The sequence below is a fragment of the Mycobacterium decipiens genome (assembly GCF_963853665.1).
Taxonomy (GTDB): Bacteria; Actinomycetota; Actinomycetes; order Mycobacteriales; family Mycobacteriaceae; genus Mycobacterium; species Mycobacterium decipiens.
On record NZ_OY970459.1, the window covers coordinates 2,254,821 to 2,275,444 of the forward strand.

Genomic DNA, 20,624 nt, shown 5'->3' on the forward strand with positions numbered 1-20,624 from the left:
CTCGACGCAGGTATTGCCGGTGTACCGTGGGCTCATGTCGTTACTGATTGCGGTGCCGGTATTCGGGCAGCACGAGTACACGCACGCGCTGGTAGCTGATTTGGAGCGCGAAGGTGCCGAGTATTTGATCGTCGACAACCGCGGTGACTATCCGAAGATCGGCAACGAACGGGTTACCACACCCGGCGCAAATCTCGGCTGGGCCGGCGGCAGCCAATACGGGTTTCAAACTGCGTTCTCCGAGGGCTACTCGCACGCAATGACGCTCAACAACGACACCCGTATCTCAATGGGCTTCGTCACCGCCCTGCTCGACTCGCGCCTACCCGCTGACGCGGGAATCGTGGGGACGATGATCGATCACGGATTCCCGTATGCGGAGGCTGACCCGAAACCAGAAGCGGCGGAGTACAATCCGCAAGCGCAGTTTCGCGTAGTGCCCGCTGTGGAGGGAACGGCACTCATGCTGTCCCGCGATTGCTGGCAGGATACCGGCGGGTTGGATCTAGAGAATTTCAACCGCTACGGTTGGGGAATCGATCTCGATCTTGCGCTACGTGCTCGCGACGCTGGTTACGGCCTCTATACAACGGAGATGGCCTATATCAACCACTTCGGACGCAAGACTGCCAACGCGCACTTTGGCCGCTGGCGGTATGAGCTAGGCGCAAATTTGGCAATGCTCCAGGGGCTGCGAAGGTTGCATGGCTGGGCCGCAACCCTCGCAATCATGCGGGAGATAGGCGCGGCGCATAACCGCAAGTGGCACAAACGGTTTCCGCTTGACCACATGATGGGCCTGCCAAAGGACTGAAGTCTCAAGGTTTTAGATGCGGCGAAGGTGACTTCCGCTATGTGCGCGGGCAGCTCCCGATGCGCGCGAGCGAGAACGATGCTGGCGGACAGTGTCCTCCAACAGGTCGGCCGTGGCGATTCGGCTGTCGGCAGATTTGGTCATCTGGCTGGCGACCTGACGGGCGCGGATAACGTACTTGGGGCTGAGGATGGTGTGCAAATCTTTGACGAGTGATTTTCGACTGGCGGCCGCGAAGCGCCGGGCCAAGCCCACCTTGAGTCGTCTGACTTGAGCAGCCCAGATTGGTTGTTCAGCCCCGATCCAGAGCACCAATGTGGGGACCCCGGCTCGCATACCGGCGGCCAGGGTGCCCGGGCCGCCGTGATGTACGACCGCGCGGCACTCGGGAAAGACGGATGAGTGGTTCACCGCGCGGACAACCTTAACGTTGTCCAGCGTGGTCTCCTCGGGGAGATCACTTACCCCTGAGCAGATCAGGGCGCGCTCGCCCAACTGTGCGCAGACATCGCTGATCATGGCGACTGTGTCGGAGAGGGATTCGATCCGCATGCTGCCAAAGCCGAAGTAAATCGGCGGTGTTCCCGTGGCAATCCATGATGCAATCTCATCGTCGGACTCCGTTGGCAACTCCATAGTCAGCGCCCCAACAAACGGCCGTCGACCGCCCCATTCCTGTGCCAGACCTGGAAAGTAGACCTTCTGGTCGTAGGCCTGAATCTCTAGAGATCCTTCGGCGATCCGGCGCGTCGAGGAGACGGCTGTCTCCGGCAGGCCCAATTGACGGCGTTGCGTGTTTTCAGCGTCCTTGCACATCCGCCAATAGATCCAGTCAAGCAGTCTCATCGTGGAGCGAATCGCTGGCGCAGGCAAATAGGGAACAAGCTGGCCGTTGACCCGGTGCGGGAAGTAGTGCAGTGCGGCCATTGGAATGTCGTAGTACTCCGCGACGTTGACGACGACTCCCTGGTAGGTCTGGCCCGTCACGATCAGGTCCGCCCCGTCGGCCAGTGAGGTCAATGTGGTGCTCATGTCCGACCAGCCCCGGGTTAGGTACTCCGCGCCCTCGTGCACCAGCCTGACCGGATTTCGAACCCGCCAGAAGTTACGGAAGATATCCTCGTCCAGTTGCGCCAGGGAGTCGGGGCCATAAGGAGCTGCGGTAAACCCGACCGATTCGACGAACCCGAGCAGGTTGGGTGGGACCGCCATGCGGACCTCGTGCCCGCGCCGCTGCAGCTCCTGAGCGACTGCGGCGCAGGGCTCGACGTCCCCGCGAGTTCCATGGACTGCCAAGACACATTTCATCTGCGAAACCAGGCCTTTCGATTTGGATGCACGGACTGGCGCGTCCACTTCGCATCAGCGATTCCGAGAAACTGCCTCGATGCGATCCGAGCTGAAGAAGCGCCGGCGCGCCGGGCGCGAGGCGCCGCGTCTAAGCCCACCCCGAAGGCCCTGACGCGGGGATCATGCAGCCGAGTCATGATGACTTCCGCCCAGGAAGTAGAGCTCGTCAATTTTAGCTGGATACGCGAACTGGTGAAGCTGCGTACCGGCCCGCCGCCACGCGGCTAAATATTGAGCTGATGACCTCTCCATAACGGGTCGCAGACTCCCGGGCAATGGGATTGTTCGGGAAGGAAATCATCAGCGACACCTCGTCGAAGAGACGGATTACCGACATGTACAAGTATGCCGGGCTTCGGCCGTCATTGTAGGCCGTTGCATTCGCTCCTTTTAATGCGGTAGCGACGACCGCCGAAAGCGGGGGTAGACCTGCATCCATGTAGTTCATCATGGTGAACTGCGGCCCGTACCTCTTCAGCCAAGGCGCCAATTCCAGCACCCGATCGTAGGGCACATTCGCGAGGTCTATATTCTCGTCGAATGACGCTTGAGTGGCACGGGCGGTCTCTTCGAAAGAGCTCGGGTCAATGGGAACGGTAAACGGCACGATTCCGGTGAACCAACCCATCGTCATGTACTCAGCGGGTGATTTGCGCCTATCGATTGGTGTAAGTCCGTAGTACGTTTCCTGGCCGGTCAATTCATGGTGCGCCAGTGCTGTGCAGGCGAACAGGCCACCGCTAAATCGGGCACCCGCTGAGATGCAGGCGGATTCGAAATGGGCCGTTTGGTCTGGATCCATCAGAGGCACGACCATGATGTCGCCGCCGCACGGAATCGATTGATCACCCAGCGGTAACGGGAAGTCCGGCATGCCTCCACCGTTGTTCTCGGCGAACTCAATCCATTTGCGGACCTCGGGGGAATCCAGGGTCATGGTTTCCGCGTACGCCCGCTCCTGCGTGCAGAATTCCTCATGACTGGCCGTGGGTGGCAGGGCAACGGGCGGTTTGCCCGCCACCAGCGCTTGATAGTTCGTCAAAACCTCTACGTACAGACCGGTAATCAACGCCGGGTCGCAGTGGAGATGATCGACAAACGCAAAGAAGGCGAAATGGTCCTCGCGCTGAATTAGGCCAAACTTGAAGCAATCCCACTCCAGTGGACTCGGAGTAGATAGGATCAGATCCCGCCATTCGGCCTGCGTCAACTCGCCATACTGAACCGGGACGAACTGGATGTCGCGGGGGTTGGCTATTTTGTGTCGGAGGATGGTCTGGGCGTCCTTGTACTCGAACCAACTGCGGTACGTTTCGTGGCGGCGAAGGTGCCCGTTAATGACGTGAGTCATGGCACGGATGTCGCACTTACCGGGTATGTCCCACGAGCCCATGACCACCCGTGAATAATCAAGCCCCCGATCCCCGAATTCGACATAGCCTCGCAAATGGCCGGCTTGCATGGAGCTGGGTGGCGCAGGCACTACCGGCGCTTGCCGAGCTTTCGCGAGAGACGAAGGTGTGGGCTGCCAGGTCACGACTGGGCCAGGACCAGGCTCCCAGTCATAAACCGTTCCGACGCCGAGACTGACGTCCGCCGAGCCCCCACCTATGATCACGGTCCCTCCTCGATTCCGGCCGCTGCGGGCGCCGTAGGCGCTTAGGTCCATTCCTACCTCACGAAGGTGCTGCAATGTTGGCTTTTGATGTCAATTTGTCGTAAAGGTGGTCCGCCAAACCCCGGATGGTGGTGATGTCGGATGTGGTAATGCGTATCTTGGTCTCGGCTTCAATGTGGGTGCGCAGTTCGAGGTTCCCCAGGGAGTCGAGGCCGAACTCGGAGAGCGGACGGTCGGTATCGACGGTGCGTCGCAGAATCAGGCCGACCTGTTCGGAGATCATGCGGCGGAGCCGGGATGGCCACTCGTTCTGGTCCATTTCGTCTAGCTCAGCGAGGAACTTGCTTGTGCCCGAACGGCTTTGTCCCAGCGATTGGAACATTTCCCCGAACGGGCTGCGCTGGGCAAAGGCCGTCAACCACGGTGATCCGATCACCGGGGCGTAGCCGGTGTAGGCGCGATTGTGGCGCAGCAGCGCCTCGAAGGCGTAGGCGCCTTCCTCGGGATTGATCGCGTCGCCGGCCTCTTCGGCAAACGTTGTCGCGCGGCCGATCTCGGCCCAGGCTCCCCAGGCGATCGAGGTGGCCGGAAGACCCTGGGTTCGGCGCCATTGGGTAAAGGCGTCCAGCCAGCTGTTGGCCGCGGCATAGGCACCCTGACCTGGTGAGCCCACCAGGGCCGCCGCCGAGGAGAATGAGCAGAACCAGTCCAGCGGCTGGTCGGCGGTGGCCTGGTGGAGATGCCAGGCGCCGTATACCTTGGGCGCCCAGTCACGCTCGATGAGTTCTTCGGTGATGTTGGCCAACGTCGCGTCCTCGACCACTGCGGCCGCGTGCAGTACACCCCGCAACGGCAGCCCGGTCGCGGTGGCCGCGGCCACTAATTTCTCGGCGGTGCCGACCTCAGCGATATCGCCGCACTCGACCACCACGTCGGAGCCAATGGCGCGCACGAGTTCGATGGTCTCCAGCGCTTTTTGACTCGGCGCCGAGCGCGAGCTGAGCACGATGCGTCCGGCACCGGCGCTGGCCATCTTCTCGGCCAGGAATAATCCCAGCCCACCGAGCCCGCCGGTAATGATGTAGGAACCGTCGCCGCGGAAGACGCGGGCCTGGGCCGGGGGCATCACCACGCTGCTGCGCCCGGCGTGGGGCACATCGAGGATGAGCTTGCCGGTGTGTTCGGCCGCACCCATCACCCGGATCGCGGTAGCCGCGTCGGCCAGCGGGTAGTGCGTGCTTTCGGGCATGGGCAGTACGCCCTCGGCGGTCAACCGGTACACGGTGTTGCACAACTCGCGGACCGCAGCGGGATGACTCACCGACAGCAAGCCGAGGTCCACACCGTAGAACGCGAGGTTCTGCCGGAACGGGAAGAGTCCGAGCTTGGTATCGCCGTAGATATCGCGTTTGCCGATCTCGATGAAACGTCCACCCAGGCTTAGCAGTTTGATCCCGGCCAGTTGCGCGGCACCGAACACGGAGTTGAGCACGATGTCGACGCCGTAGCCGTCGGTGTCACGGCGGATCTGTTCGGCGAATTCCACGCTGCGTGAGTCGTAGACATGCTCGATTCCCATGTCGCGCAACAGTTGCCGACGCGTCTCGCTGCCGGCGGTGGCGTAGATCTCGGCTCCGGCGGCACGTGCGATCGCAATCGCCGCCTGACCCACCCCACCTGTGCCGGAGTGGATCAGTACTTTGTCACCGGTCTTGATCCGGGCCAGCTCCTGCAGGCCGTACCAAGCGGTGGCCGAGGCGGTGGTCACCGCGGCGGCCTGGGCATCGGTCAGGCCCGCTGGCAAGGTGGCGGCCAGACGGGCATCACACGTGACGAATGTGCTCCAGCACCCGTTGGGGGACATTCCGCCGACATGGTCGCCGACCTTGTGGTCGGTGACGTCGGGTCCGACCGCGGTCACCACGCCGGCGAAATCGGTGCCCAGCTGTGGCTGGCGCCCGTCAAGGGTCTGGTAGCGGCCGAAGGTGACCAGCACATCGGCGAAGTTAATGCTGGACGCGTTGACCGCAACCTCGATCTCGCCCGGCCCCGGTGGGACCCGGTCGAATGCGGTGAATTCCAAAGTTTGCAGGTCACCGGGTGTACGGATTTGCAAACGCACGCCGTGGTGCTCGTGGTCGACGATGGTGGTCTGGCGCTCCTCGGGGCGTAGCGGAGCCGGGCACAATCGCGCGGTGTACCACTCGTCGTTGCGCCAGGCCGTCTCATCTTCTCCGGACTCGGCCAGCAGCAGTTGGCGCGCGACCTGCTCGGTGCCGGTCTGCTCGTCGACATCGATGTAGGTGACCTTCAAGTGCGGGTGCTCGGCGCTGATCACCCGCAGCAGTCCACGCAGCCCGCCCTGTTCAAGGTTGGCGCGGTCGTCGGCCAGCACCGTCTGGGCGTTTCTGGTCACGACATATAGGCGGGGCGCTTGGCCCACGATTTCTGGGAGTTCGCGGGCGATGCGCACCACATGCTTGACGTACTGCCCGCCGCGGGCGGGAGACTCCCGATCGGGGTTACCGTTTTGCGGGGAGGTGAGCACCACCACACCGGTGAACCCGCCGGCTTCGAACTGGTCGCGCAGCCGTGCGGCCTGTGCCGCATGGTCGGCGTCATGGAGCCAGGACATTGTCGTGCATTGCGCGTCGTGCAGTTTCAGCGCGTCGGTCAACTCGGTAGCCACTAGGTCCGCGGCATCGGAGGTGCTGATCAACAGCCACCTCCCCGGCTCTTCGTGACCTTTCTCCGCCAGCTCGCGCTGTTGCCATTCGATGGTCAGCAACCGCTCGCCCAGGACACGGTCACGTTCGCTGCTCTGGGACACGCCGGTGCCCATCCGCAGGCCGCGCACCGACAGCAGCACGGTGCCGTGCTCGTCCAACACGTCGAGGTCGGCTTCGATGCCCGAGCCGCACCCGGTCACCGTCGTGTAGCAGTAATGGGCGTGGCGAGCCGGGCCGTAAGCACGGATCCGGCGCACACCCAACGGCAGTAACAGACCGCCCGCCATATTTTCGTTGGCATTGCGGACACTGGGGTGCGCGGCCACTGACTGGAAACACGCGTCCAGCAGGGCCGGATGCACCCCATAGGCACCCTGTTGGGAGCGGATCGAGCCCGGCACCGCGACTTCGGCCAGCACCGTGGTGCCGCCAGTTTCCTGGGCGGTGTGTGCGGTCGCCAGGCCGGTGAAAGCCGGACCGTACTGAATACCGCGCACGTCGAACCCTTGCCGAAGGTCATCGCCTGCCGCGGGGTTCGGGTGCAGCGCCAGCAGGCCCGCTATGTCCTGCACGGCTGGCTGATCGTCATCCGCTGCGGCATGCAGCATGGCCGAGGCCCGCCGCGACCGCTCTCCATCCTGGTTGGTCTCCACCACGAATGGGACCACCCCGGGTGCCTCCACCGTCGCGGTGGCGGCGACGGGGGTTTCTTCATCGAGCAGCAGCATCTGCTCAAACCGGATATCGCGAACTTCGGACGCCTCGCCGAGAACGGTGCGCGCCGCGGCCAACGCCATTTCGCAGTAGGCAGCCCCCGGAAAGGCGGCCGCACTGTGGATCTGGTGATCGGCCAGCCAGGGCAGCGCCACGGTTCCGACCTCACCCTGCCAAACGTGTCGCTCCGGCTCCTCGGGCAGCCGTACATGGGAGCCCAACAACGGATGGACGGCGACGGTATTGGCGCGTGCGAGCCGATCCGTAGTGTCGTCGATAAGCAGGCGGCGGTGGTTCCACGCGGGCAGCGGCGCCTCGATCAGCCGCCCATCGGGGTAGAGCACTGAGAAGTCCACCGCGGCGCCCGCGGCGTATAGGTCGCCGACCAGTCCGCGCAGCCCGTGCGGCAGAGGTTGCTCACGGCGCATGCCGGCCAGCGCAGCCGCTGACATGTCGAGGCTGCGCGCGGTCTGATCGATGGCGTGGGTCAGCAATGGGTGTGGGCTTAGCTCGGTGAAGACGCGGTAGCCGTCCTCGAGTGCTGCCTGCACCGCGGCGGCGAAGCGCACCGTGTGGCGTAGGTTGTCCACCCAGTAGTAGGCGTCGCAGTATGGCTCCTCGCGCGGGTCAAACAAGGTCGCCGAGTAGTAGGGGATCTTCGATTCCAGTGGGCTGATCTCGGCGAGCAGCTCGGCCAGCTCATCGAGAATCGGGTCCACCTGCGGGGAGTGGGAGGCCACGTCGACGGCCACTTCCCGGGCCATCACGTCGCGCTCTTCCCAGGCGGCCACCAGATCGCGCACGGTCTGGGTCGCCCCGCCGATCACGGTGGACTGCGGCGAGGCCACCACAGCGACCACGGCGTCGTTGACCCCGCGTGCCATCAACTCCGAAAGTACTTGCTGGGCAGGTAGTTCCACCGAGGCCATGGCACCGGAACCGGCGATGCGGGTCATCAGCTTGGAGCGGCGGCAGATGACGCGCACCCCGTCGGCTAGGGACAACGCTCCGGCGACCACCGCGGCCGCGGATTCACCCAGTGAGTGGCCGATCACCGCGCCGGGGGCCACGCCATAGGACTTCATCGTGGCCGCCAGCGCGACCTGCATGGTGAACAGGGTCGGCTGCACCCGGTCGATGCCGGTCACCACCTGCGGTGCGGTCATCGCCTCGGTCACCGAGAAGCCGGACTCCGCGGCGACCAGCGGCTCGATCTCGGCGACCGTCGCGGCGAACACCGGCTCGTTGGCCAACAGGTCGGTGCCCATGGTTGCCCACTGCGAACCCTGCCCAGAGAACACCCAGACCGGTCCGCGGTCGTCCCGGCCGACCGCCGGCGGATAAGGCGTCTCGCCGTGGGCGACCTCGCGTAGCGCCTCGGTCAGCTCGGTGGCGGTGCTGGCCAGCACGGCGCTGCGCACCGGCCGGTACCCGCGCCGGCGGGCCAGCGTGTAGGCCAGATCGGCTGGCGCGAGGCCGGGTTCTTGTGCGTCGACCCAATCGGCCAGCCGCTCGGCGGATTGGCGCAGTGCGTCCTGCGAGCTCGCCGACAGCGGAAACAGCAGCGCCCCGTCCACACCGGGACTGGCCGGCGCGCCGGAACCGTCGGCGGGCGCGGGAGCTTGTTCGAGAATGGCGTGCACATTGGTTCCCGAGATGCCGTAGGACGACACCGCCGCCCGCCGGGGCGCGTCGTGATCGCTCGTGGGCCACGGCGTAATCTCTTGCGGCACAAACAGTTCAGTGTCAATCTCGGCGAGCTTGTCGGGCAGGCCGGTGAAGTGCAGATTCTGCGGGACCACGCCGTGCTGTAGGGCGAGGACCGCCTTCATTAGCCCTAACGCTCCGGCGGCGGACTGGGTGTGTCCGAAATTGGTCTTCACCGATCCGAGCACGCAGGGGCCGTCGTTGCCGTATACCTCGGCCAGGCTGGCGTATTCGATGGGGTCACCCACTGGGGTGCCGGTGCCGTGCGCCTCGACCACGCCGACGGTGGCCGGGTCCACGTCGGCCGCCGCCAGCGCCGCGCGGTAAACCGTGGCTTGCGCGTCTGCCGACGGTGTCACGATATTGACGGTGTGGCCGTCCTGGTTGGCGGCGGTGCCGCGGATCACCGCGAGAATCCGGTCACCGTCGGCCAGCGCATCGGGCAGCCGCTTGAGTAACAGCACGGCAGCGCCCTCGCCGGACACGAAACCGTCGGCGGCCTCGTCGAACGCATGGCAGCGTCCGGTCGGCGACAGCATGCCCGATGCCGACCCCGAGGCGAACCTGCGTGGTTCCAGCATTGCGTAGACACCGCCCGCGAACGCCAGGTCACTTTCGCCGTCATTCAGGCTGCGACAGGCGAGGTGGGCAGCAAACAAACCAGAAGAGCATGCGGTGTCGACCGTGACCGCGGGACCGTGGACCTTGAGCGCGTACGCGATCCGCCCCGACGCCATGCAGGAGTTGGTGCCGGTATTGCCGTACGGCCCCTCGAATGTATGCGCGTCGGCATGCACGAACTGGTAGTCGCCGTGGTTCAATCCGATGAACACACCGGTTAGCGAGCCCCCCATCTGCTGCGGAGTCAGCCCCGCGTGTTCCATGGCCTCCCAGGAGGTTTCCAGCAGCAAGCGGTGCTGCGGGTCCATTGCAGTGGCTTCTGTTTCAGGGATTCCGAAGAACTCCGGATCGAAGTCGCCGATGTTCTCCATGAACGCGCCCCACTTACAAATGGACCGTCCAGGCACACCGGGTTCGGGGTCGTAGTACTCGTCGATGTCCCAGCGGTCGGGGGGAACCTCGGTGACAAGATCGTCCCCCCGCAGCAACGCATCCCACAACAGGTCAGGCGAGTCAATGCCCCCCGGCAGCCGGCACGCCATACCAATGACGGCAACCGGCACAACACGTGTCTTATCCACGTCCGTTTCGCTCCTTACCCCGTGCTTCAAACCTTTGTCAGCTGCGTATCGTCAAACTTCGGTCCGGGCTGACAGAACCGCAGCATCAGACGCACCCACTGACCCCCACACTTCAAGCCAACTTTTTAGTTCATTGGCGTGATCAGCAGCGTAGCCGGTTGCACTCATACATGTGGAAAAATCGTTCGGACGTACAAAAAAAGTTCCTGGCGCTGGCGTCAATACCAGGCCGTCCTCGGATCTATGACTGATTCATCAGTCAATAGCGAAGTACCTGCGTATGGGGATAATGCGCCAGTGTAGGGTGTAGTTCGCGAGACGCTGTGCGCCTCGCTGTCCCATGTCGCCTTTCCCTGGCTCGCCGCCAATATGTGATGGTGGACGACCGCCCGTGCCGGACTGGCTTAGGTTGCCAGCCGGGCTCCGTACCACCCAAATTGCCTAGCCGCGGAAGACGGATTGCCGAAGTGTGGGAGGCTACCCGAACTCCGATGCTCAGGTTAAGCCAATTGGTGCCCCGAAATCCTCGAAATCGGAAATATTACCGGCAGGTTTCGCTGGATGCGCTCAAGGCCGTTGCCCCTGAAGCTGGGCGCCCAGGGGCGGGAGGACGATATCGCTCGATCTGCCTTCGGCGATGCGCAGGTACACCGATTTCATTGTCTGCAGGTACCGCGCGACCGAGCCATGGGCAATCGGATTGCTCGGGAACGACGCCGTGACGGTGGTCTCCTCGTGGAACTTGTTGACCCACATGCACACTCGCGCGCTGATCCTGCCGTCGCTGAATACCCTGACGTTCATTCGGTCCAGCTGCAGTGCGATGACCGCTGACAGCGGAGGCACGCCGGCATCGAGGAACGACAGCATGGGAAAGCCGCCGCGCAAAGGGGGCCTGGTGAGCCAGGGCGCCAGTTCCAACACGCGCTCGAACGGCACTTTGGCCAAATGGGTGCTCTGATCGAAGGAGATCTGGGCGCCCCGGGCGGTCTCGGCGAAGGACGAGCCGACTGCGACGGTGAACGGTATGTGGCCGATGAACCATCCGGTGGTCATCAATTCCGACGGCGCGTTACGAGTGCTGGTGGGAGTTACGGCGTAATAGGTATTCGAGCCGGTGAGTTCATGTTCGGTGAGGGCAGCGCATGCGAACACGCCACCGCTGAACCGGGCGCCGGCGCTGGTGCAGGCCGCCTCGAATCGGGCGCTCTGGCGGGCGTCCATCAGTTGCAGCGAAAGCAATTCACCCGTGGCGACCAGCGACGTGTCACCCAACGGCAACGGGAACGACGGCAGAGCCCCGTCGTTGCTTTCGAAGAATTCAATCCATTGCCGTATCTCTGGGGACTTGAGCGTCAACCCGCAGGTGTAGGCGCGCTCGCGCAGGCAATAGTCCGCATAGCTGCCGACGTCCGGCAGGGGGCTCGGGCCGTCACCGTCGATCAGGGCGTGGTACATCCCGTGAATCTCCCAGAACAGGGCACTGATGAACGTCGCGTCAACATGGAGATGATCAATACTGATGCAGACGGTGAAGTGGTCGTCTCGCTGAATGATGGCGAACCTGAAGCAATCCCACTGCAGTGGACTCGGCGTAGCCAATATGTAGTCTTGCCACTGTTTTGGCGTCATCTCGCCATGTTCAACCGGAATCATTTCGATGGCGGCCGGATCGTTGATCATGTGCCGAACGATGTGCGCAGTATCGGTGAATTCGAACCAGCTGTGGTACGTGTCGTGTCTGCGCAGGTGCGTGTTGATGACGTACGTCATCGCCCGGATGTCGCATTGACCGCCGATGTCCAAGGCGGCCACCACGAGCCGGGACATGTCGAGGCCGCGCGCAGCTTGGTCGCGATAGCCAAGCAGGTGCCGGGCTTGGATATAACTTGGCGGCACTGCACTTATTGGTGCATTTCGCGCCTTGTGGAGCGCAGCTGGTGAGGCGCGCCAAAGCCAGACCGAACCAGGGGCAGGGACCCAGTCGCCGACGGTCGCCAGACCTACGTGGCCCAAGACAACCAATGTCGCTCCTTAAGATTCAGCCCAGACTCTCAGGGTATTTCATGACAGCGCTAGACCCTTACATTGTCGCCGTGGCGTTTTCGGCAGCGGCCAGCGTCTCGCACAAGTGATCCGCTAGGCCCCGCACCGTGGTGACGTCGGTCGAGTGGATGCGTACCCCGGTTTCAGTTTCGATGCGGGTGCGCAATTCCAGGTTGCCCAGTGAATCGAGGCCGTACAGCGACAGCGGACGGTCCGGGTCTACGGTGCGGCGCAGAATCATGCTGACCTGCTCGGCGATCAGACGACGAAATCGCTTGGGCCACTCTGCGAGCGGAAGCTCTTCGAGTTCCGCACGGAACTGGCTGTGTTTGGGTCGGCTTGTTCCGGTGGATTGGAATGCGCCTGCGAAGCGGCTACGTTGCGCCAGGGCAGTCAACCAGGCAGATCCGACGACCGGGGCATACCCGCTAACTGTACGAGTGCTGCGCAGCAGCGCTTCGAACGCGTAGGCACCTTCGTTGGGGGTGATCATCGCGGTGTCGCCGCTTTCCGCCAGGCCTGCGCCGCGGCCGATCTCGGCCCACGCGCCCCAGGCGATCGCGCTAGCCGGACGGCCGTGGGCCCGCCGCCAGTGGGTGAAGGCATCCAGCCAGCTGTTGGCCGCGGCATAGGCACCCTGTCCCGGCGAGCCCAGCAGGGCCGCCGCCGAGGAGAACGAACAGAACCAGTCCAGCGGTGCGGCTGCGGTGGCCTGGTGCAGATTCCACGCGCCACGCACCTTCGGCGCCCAGTCGCGCTCGATCAACTCGTCGGTGATGTTGGCCAGGGTGGCGTCCTCGACTACGGCAGCCCCGTGTAGCACACCGCGCAACGGAAGCCCGGTGGCGGTTGCGGCCGCGACCAACCTCTGTGCGGTGTCGGCGAGCGCGATGTCGCCACATACCACCGCGATGTCCGATCCGGTGGTCCGGATGAGTTCGATTGTCTCCAAGACTCTTTGGTTAGGCGCGGAACGCGAGTTGAGCACGATGCGGCCGGCGCCCGCCCCACCGTTCGCCGAGGCCATCTGTTCGGCGAGGAACAACCCGAGGCCACCGAGACCGCCGGTGATGATGTAGGCCCCGTCGGGGCGGAAGACGCGAACGTGCTCGCGCGGCATTGTCACGCTGCTGGTCCCGGTCTGCGGAATGTCGAGGACGAGCTTGCCGGTGTGTTCGGCCGCACTCATCACCCGGATGGCGGTGGCTGCCTCGGCAAGCGGGTAGTGCGTGCTCTCGGGCATTGGCAGCGAGCCCTCGGCGGTCAGTCGGTACACCGTGCCGAACAGATCTCGGAGGCTGTCCGGGTGGGTGATCGACATCAGCCACAGGTCAAGGGCGAAAAAGGCCAGGTTGCGGCGGAACGGAAGGAGCCCCAGCCGGGTGTCGCCGTAGATGTCGCGTTTGCCGATCTCGACGAATCGTCCACCGAAGGTGAGTAGGTCGACTCCGGCGCGCTGCGCCGCGCCGGTCAGTGAGTTGAGCACGACGTCTACGCCGGCGTTGCCGGTGTCGCGGCGGATCAGCTCGGCAAAGTCGATGTTTCGCGAGTCGTAAACATGATCAATTCCCATGGTGCGTAATGTCTCTCGACGAGACTCGCTGCCGGCGGTGGCGAAAATCTCGGCTCCGGTGGCGCGGGCGATGGCGATCGCCGCCTGGCCGACACCGCCGGTCGCGGAATGGATCAGCACCTTGTCACCGGCTTTGATCCGCGCCAGGTCTTGCAGGGCGTACCAGGCGGTGGCCGATGCTGTGGTCACCGCGGCGGCTTGGGCGTCGGTCAGGCCTACCGGGATCTTGACGGCGAGGTGCGCCGCACAGATGACATACGTTGCCCAGCATCCGTTGGCCGACAGGCCGCCCACCCGGTCACCGACCTTCAGTTCTGTGACGTCGGGCCCGATCGCGGTCACCACGCCAACGAAGTCGCTGCCCAGCCCCGGTAGCGGTCCAACGCTGCGGTATCTGCCGAATACGCCGAGCACATCGGCGAAGTTGATGCTGGATGCGGTGACCGCGACCTCGATCTGTCCGGGACCGGGCGAAACCCGCTCGAACGCGACGAGTTCCATCGTTTGGAGGTCACCCACGGTGCGGATCTGCATGCGCATCCCGTCACGCCCATGGTTGACGATGGTGGTTCGCCGTTCTTCGGGGCCCAGCGGAGCGGGGCGCAGGCGTGCGATGTACAAGCTGTCGTTGCGCCAGGCGGTCTCGTCTTCTTCCGACCCGGCCAGCAGTTGTCTTCCCACCTGCTCCGCAGTGGTCTGCTGGTCGACGTCGATATGGGTGGTATGCAGGTGCGGGTGCTCGGCGCCGATTACCCGCAGCAGGCCGCGCACGCCGCCCTGCTCGAGATTGGCGCAATCGTCGGCCAGTACCGTCTGGGCGTCTCTGGTCACGACATACAACCGCGGCGCACAGCCCGGGATGTCGGTTAGCTCAGCGGCGATGCGTACCAGCTGCTGGACGTAGTCACTGCTCAGAAACCCAGGGCACGGACCGGAAGGTTTGCGATTGGGTGGCCCGGTCAGCACGACCACGCCGGCCAAGTTGCGGACACCAAGCGCAGCACGCAACCGCTCGGCAGGTCGTGCTGACCGGGGCGACTGGCCGGTGTGCCGCGGCCAGGACAGGGCTACGCATTCCGCGCCGTGCAGCCGCAACGCATCGGCTAACCCCGTCGCGAACAGATCGGCGGCTTCATCGACAGGGGGGCCAACGCTGATCAGCAGCCATGCTCCGGTTGTCCCAGCATCAATCCTGGCCAGCTCGCCGCGCTGCCAGTCGATGGTCAGTAGCCGTTCGCCCAGCAGGCGATCCTGGTCGGTGCTCTCCGAGAAGCCGGTGCCCATCTGCAGGCCACGCACGATCAGCACCACAGACCCGTGCTCGTCCATGACATCGATGTCGGCCTCGACATTCGTGCCGCACTCGGTCACCCTCGTATGGCAGTAGCGGACGTTGCGGGTGGACGCATAGGTGCGCAACCGGCGCACACCCAACGGCAACAGCAGCCCGCCGTAGCGCATGCCGCCGACCTCCCGGACGGCGGGATGGGCTGCAACCGACTGGAAACATGCGTCCAGCAGGGCGGGGTGCACGATGTAGCCGGCTTGCTGTGTCCGGATCGCACTTGGCAAACCGACCTCGCCCAGTACCGCATCGATTGTCCCTTCCGATATGTAGGCGGCGACCAAACCGGTGAAAGCGGAACCGAACTGAACACCACGCGCGTCGAACCATTCCCGGAGTTCGGTGCCCTCGAGCCGACATGGATGGGCCGCCAGCAAGTCGTCGATATCCTGTGCTGGGGGCCGGTCGGTGTCATCTGGCAAGTCGGCTACGGCACACAGCGCGGCGGTGGCCCGGCGCACCCGGTCGCCCTGCCGGAACGTCTCCACGTCGAAGGTGGCGCGACCGGCCGTCTGCATCGCCGCGACGGCTCCGACCGGCGACTTCTCGTCCAACAACAGCGCCTGCTCAAAGCGGATGTCGCGGACTTCGGCCTGCTCGCCGAGGACCGTGCGGGCCGCGGCCAACGCCATCTCGCAATAGGCAGCCCCCGGCAGTGCGGCCACATGATGAATCTGATGATCGCCCAGCCACGGCAGCGCGGCGGTGCCGACCTCGGCCGTCCAGGCGTGCCGCTCGGGCTCCTCCATCAGCTGCACGTGCGAGCCCAATAGTGGATGCACCGCAACGGTATTGGCCCCGGAGCAGGGGCCCGCAGTGTCAGGCTCATGCAGTAGGCGACGGTTTGTCCATGCCGGCAACGGTGCGTCCACCAGCTTTCCGCCGGGATAGCAAACGGAGAAGTCCACGGCAGCGCCGGCGTTGTGCAGGTTGGCCATGAACTCGATCAGTCCGTGTGGCAGCGGCTGATCGCGCCGCATAGCCGCCACGGCGGCTACCGGGGTGTCGTGGCTGGCGGCGGTCTGTTCGACGGCGCGGGTCAGTAGAGGGTGGGGTGACAGCTCGCCGAACACCCGGTGGCCGTCCTCGAGCGCCGCGCGCACCGCCGCGGAGAACCGCACGGCGTGACGTAGGTTGTCCACCCAATAGCGGGCGTCGCACGCCGGCCGTTCGCGGGGATCGAACAGCGTCGCCGAGTAGTAGGGAACCTGCGGCGTCCTGGGGGAGATGTCGGCCAGCACGTGGGACAGCTCGTCGAGGATGGGATCGACCTGCGGGGTGTGCGACGCCACGTCGACCGCGACCTCGCGGGCCAGCACGTCGCGTTCTTCCCACGCCGCGATTAGATCGCGAATGGTCTGGGCCGCCCCGCCGATCACGGTCGACTGCGGTGAAGTTACGACGGCAATCACGACGTCCTTGGCGCCGCGACTTGTCAGCTCCTGGCGCACTTGTTGGGCGGGCAGTTCCACCGCCGCCATTGCGCCGATGCCAGCGATTCGGGTGCATAGGCGGGAGCGTCGACAAATGACGCGTGCCCCGTCTTCCAGCGACAGCGCCCCTGCGACGACGGCCGCCGCCACCTCACCGAGTGAATGCCCGATCACCGCACCCGGCGCAACGCCGTAGGACTTTATCGTGGCGGCCAGCGCGACCTGCATGGCGAACAAGGTCGGCTGTACGCGGTCGATACCGGTCACGGTTTTTCGTCCGGTCATCGCCCGCGTCACCGAGAACCCGGATTCCCGTGCGATCAGCGGTTCGGCGGCGGCGACGGTCGCAGCGAACACCGGCTCGGTGGCCAACAGGTCGGCGCCCATGGCGGTCCACTGTGAGCCCTGCCCAGAGAACACCCACACCGGTCCGCGGTCGTCTTGCCCGACGGCGGCCGGAATAGCTGTGTCGCTGTCGCCGACCTCGCGCAAACGCTCGACCAGCTCGGTGTTGTCGGTAGCGATCAGCGACGTGCGCACCGGCCGGTGTGCACGCCGACGCGCCAGCGTGTAGGCCAGATCCGAGGGCGCGGTCGAGTCGGCATGCTGCTGCACCCAGTCGGCCAGCTGGCGCGAACTCTGGCGCAGCGCCTCGGCCGAAGTAGCGGACAACGCAAACAAGCGGGCGGCCGGCTGGAACGGGTCTGCTCCATCGTGCTGGGCTCCTGTTTCGGGCGCTTGCTCGAGAATGGCGTGGACGTTGGTGCCCGACATTCCGTACGACGAAACCGCTGCCCGCCGTGGTGCCGCGCCGTCGCGGCGCGGCCATGGAGTAATCTGCTGCGGCACAAAAAGTCCGGTCTGGATCTGGGCAAGCGCCTCAGGCAGCCGGGTATGGTGCAGCATCGGTGGGACCGCACCGTGCTGCAGCGACAGAATCGCCTTGATGATCCCCACTGCTCCGGCGGCGGCCTCGGTGTGCCCCAGATTGCTCTTGGCCGACGCGAGTGCACACCGATTTCCGTTGTTGCCGTATACCTGCGCCAGGCCGGCGAATTCGATTGGGTCACCGACAGGGGTGCCGGTGCCATGAGCCTCGACCATGCCAACGGTGTCGGCGTCAACCCCGGCCGTCGCCAGCGCGGTCCGATACGCCACGACTTGTGCCTTTAGCGACGGGGTCGAAATGTTATCGGTGCGACCGTCCTGATTGGTCGCCGTGCCGCGGAGCACAGCAAGAATCCGGTCACCATCGGCCAGCGCATCGGGGAGCCTCTTGAGCAGCACCATTGCGCAGCCCTCGGAACGGACGAACCCGTCGGCCGCGGCGTCGAACGTCCGGCAGCGTCCGGTGGGGGAGAGCATGCCTTGCGCAGAAGCTGAGGCGAATATCCGCGGCTCCAGCATGATCATGCAACCGCCCGCCAAGGCAAGGTTGCTCTCCCGCTCGTGCAGACTGCGGCAGGCCAGATGCACCGCAAGCAGACTCGACGAACACGCGGTGTCCACGGTCATCGCGGGGCCGCGCAGCCCCATGGCGTAGGAGACCCGCCCCGAGCCCATGCTCAAGGGGGTGCCGGTGAACCCGTATGCGTCTTCCAGTGCGCCCGCCGCACCGGTCACAAATGCGTAGTCGTCATGGCACATCCCCACGAACACACCGGTCAGCGAGCCGGTCAAGGATTTCGGAGCCAGCCCGGCGTGCTCCACGGCCTCCCATGAGGTCTGCATAAGCAATCGGTGCTGTGGATCGATCGCAATCGCTTCGTGCTCACTGATGCCGAAGAACTCGGGATCGAACCCCGCAACGTCGGCCAGGAACCCGCCCCAGCGCGACACCGATCGCCCGGGTATGCCCGGCTCGGGGTCGTAGTACTCATCCGCGTCCCACCGGTCGGCGGGAATCTCTGTGATCAGGTCGTCGCCGGTGCGCAATGCCTCCCACAACTTCTCTGGGGAATCGATGCCGTTGGGCAGCCGGCACGCCATGCCGATTACGGCAACGGGAGTGACGTGGGTCTGATCCAATGCCTTTCACCTCTATTCACAAATGCGCAAAAGGGCGGCTTCGCGAGGTTTGCGAGACTTTAAAATGCTTCGGAGAATCGCTTCCCACGCCGGGCATGAGGCCATCCTCCCTGCTCAGCACCGTCAGACCGGGGATCAACGCGCCGGCTATTTCTCCGACGATGTGGCTTTACGCCCCCACCTGTCGCCCATTGCCACCTGGGGCGCCGCGTGACGGGTTGCCAAAGACGCCACGCGGCCTCGCTGATTTGCTGGCCCGCAACTACTTTCGTAACGGGGTGGAAGCGCAGCTGGCGCGGTGCCGACCATCGATGGATGGTACGGCCCCTATGCCACCAGGGTGCTATTGGAAATGGTGTCGCAGTGCCTGTTTGACGATTTTGCCGTTCGGATTGCGCGGCAGCATTTCGGGGTGGCGGGCAAAGGAAACGGGCAGTTTGTACCGGGCCAGGCGCTGGGCAAGGTGGTCGTGCAGTTCGGCATCGCTGACATCGGCGCCGGCGACTAGATGCACCACCGCTGCGGGTTGTTCACCGAGGGTGGGGTGGGCTAGTCCAATAACAGCGGCGTCGACGACGGCGGGATGCTCATAGAGCGCGGACTCGACCTCGGTGGTGTAGATGTTTTCCCCGCCGCGGATGAGCATGTCCTTCTTGCGGTCGACGATCGTGAGATAGCCGTCGGGGTTGATACGGGCCAAATCTCCGGTGCGAAGCCAACCATCGGTGAATGCCTCCGCGGTGGCGGTGGGGTTGTTCCAGTAGCCGCGAACAACGTTGGCTCCGCGAACCCATAGTTCGCCGACTTGGTTCGGCCTCAGCTGGTTTCCGCGCTTATCGACGATGATCATGTCTCCGGTCGGCAGCGCCAGGCCGCAGCTGTCGGGGTGGGTGAGGTAATCTTCACCGCCGTGGGCCGTGAATGTGCCCGATGTTTCGGTCATACCCCAGCCTTGTGCGGGGGTGGCCTGTGACCAGGTGTCGGTGATCCGTTGTGCTAGCGCTGTTGCCGCCGGGGCGCCTCCGTAGTTGACCGTTTCGATCGAGGAGAGATCGAACTGTTGACGGTCGGGGTGATGCAGGATCTGCCAGGCAATGGTGGGCACACCACCGATGGTGGTGCAGCGTTCGCGTTCGATGAGGTTAAGTGCCTCACGTGGATCCCAGCGGGACATGAGCACGATGTGGTCGCCGGCCAGCATCACGGAGTGAAGGATTGTCAGCGACCCAGTCACATGGAACAGCGGCACCGACAACAACGTGCATTTGGCCGGCGCATGATGGTCGGGCACCGGGATCGGTTCACCACGGCGTAGTGCTGCGCGCGCTGGCCCGAATCCTGAGGCGAATGCGACGGTTGCGGCGTTGCGGTGGGTTCCGATGGCCCCCTTGGGTTTTCCAGTAGTACCGGAGGTGTAGAAGATGGTGGCGTCGGCGTCTGGATCGACCTTCAGGTCAGGCGGCGGCTGGTCGGGAAGCCCATCCCAGGCCGAGCTGTCGCCGATCACTGCCTCTAGCGGGACAACAGCGCGATCGCAGTGGTCCAACTCGGCTGTGTCCTGGGTGACGTAGACCCGGCGCATCGCGGCACACACCGACAACGACGGCCCAAGGCGGGCAAGCCGTTCCCGATCGGCGATGACAACTCGTGCATCGCAATCCGATAGAACGTATTCCAACTCTCGGGCGGTCCACCAAGCGTTCAGCGGCACCACGATCGCGCCGGCGAGCAATGCGCCATAAAAGGCGACCGGCCACTGTGGTCGATTCGACATGATGACAGCGACTCGGTCGCCGGGCTGGACCCCATCGTCTGATAGCGCATGGGCCAAAGCCACCGCTGCCCGCGCAAACGACCGATAGCTGACCCGCTGATTCTCATAGACCACAAACAGGCGGTCGCCGTGGGCGCGCGCGGAACCAAATAGGTCCAGCAGGGTTGCCGGTGCGTTCTTCCACACCGAGGTGCGACGTCCGGCGACGATGCGCTGCTCGGTTTCATAGGGCTGCCCAGGTGCAGTCAACACACGGTGGGCCTCGGCCACAGTGCACATTGGCCACCTCCC

Annotated in this window: 7 protein-coding genes; 1 reads left to right on the forward strand and 6 read right to left on the reverse strand. The window is 64.5% G+C overall.

Features of this window, described 5'->3' with window-relative positions; genetic code table 11:
• Nucleotides 1–19 precede the first annotated feature (19 nt).
• Nucleotides 20–814 (forward strand): glycosyltransferase family 2 protein, encoded by a 795-nt coding sequence (locus AADZ55_RS10235; RefSeq protein WP_242670250.1) that lies wholly within the window; start codon nucleotides 20–22, stop codon nucleotides 812–814.
• A 12-nt stretch (nucleotides 815–826) separates the two neighbouring features.
• Here the strand turns inward: AADZ55_RS10235 and AADZ55_RS10240 are convergent, their stop codons facing one another.
• From AADZ55_RS10240 to AADZ55_RS10265, 6 genes are all read right to left on the reverse strand, one after another.
• The gene (locus tag AADZ55_RS10240; protein ID WP_085326507.1) at nucleotides 827–2,122 is read right to left on the reverse strand and encodes a glycosyltransferase; all 1,296 of its coding nucleotides are present in this window, start codon (nucleotides 2,120–2,122) and stop codon (nucleotides 827–829) included.
• Nucleotides 2,123–2,336: 214 nt separating this feature from the next.
• The gene (locus AADZ55_RS10245; protein WP_165759435.1) at nucleotides 2,337–3,833 is read right to left on the reverse strand and encodes a condensation domain-containing protein; all 1,497 of its coding nucleotides are present in this window, start codon (nucleotides 3,831–3,833) and stop codon (nucleotides 2,337–2,339) included.
• A gap of 7 nt (nucleotides 3,834–3,840) precedes the next feature.
• Nucleotides 3,841–10,134, reverse strand: a complete 6,294-nt coding sequence (pks2, locus tag AADZ55_RS10250) for a sulfolipid-1 biosynthesis phthioceranic/hydroxyphthioceranic acid synthase (RefSeq protein ID WP_085326506.1) — start codon at nucleotides 10,132–10,134, stop codon at nucleotides 3,841–3,843.
• Nucleotides 10,135–10,701: 567 nt separating this feature from the next.
• Nucleotides 10,702–12,159, reverse strand: a complete 1,458-nt coding sequence (locus AADZ55_RS10255) for a condensation domain-containing protein (protein WP_165759433.1) — start codon at nucleotides 12,157–12,159, stop codon at nucleotides 10,702–10,704.
• A gap of 58 nt (nucleotides 12,160–12,217) precedes the next feature.
• Entirely contained in the window at nucleotides 12,218–18,559 is a 6,342-nt protein-coding gene (gene pks2, locus AADZ55_RS10260) for a sulfolipid-1 biosynthesis phthioceranic/hydroxyphthioceranic acid synthase (RefSeq protein WP_085326504.1), read from the reverse strand.
• Between the two features lie 343 nt (nucleotides 18,560–18,902).
• Nucleotides 18,903–20,612 carry a class I adenylate-forming enzyme family protein gene (locus tag AADZ55_RS10265; RefSeq protein WP_207569129.1) on the reverse strand — a complete coding sequence of 570 codons (1,710 nt, stop codon included), beginning with the start codon at nucleotides 20,610–20,612 and terminating at the stop codon, nucleotides 18,903–18,905.
• Nucleotides 20,613–20,624: the final 12 nt, after the last annotated feature.

Excerpts from the sequence above, each read along its gene's own strand:
- AADZ55_RS10265 (WP_207569129.1), bottom strand. The coding sequence starts at position 20,612 with ATGTGCACTGTGGCCGAGGCCCACCGTGTGTTGACTGCACCTGGGCAG.
- AADZ55_RS10245 (WP_165759435.1), bottom strand. The coding sequence starts at position 3,833 with ATGGACCTAAGCGCCTACGGCGCCCGCAGCGGCCGGAATCGAGGAGGG.
- AADZ55_RS10240 (WP_085326507.1), bottom strand. The coding sequence starts at position 2,122 with ATGAAATGTGTCTTGGCAGTCCATGGAACTCGCGGGGACGTCGAGCCC.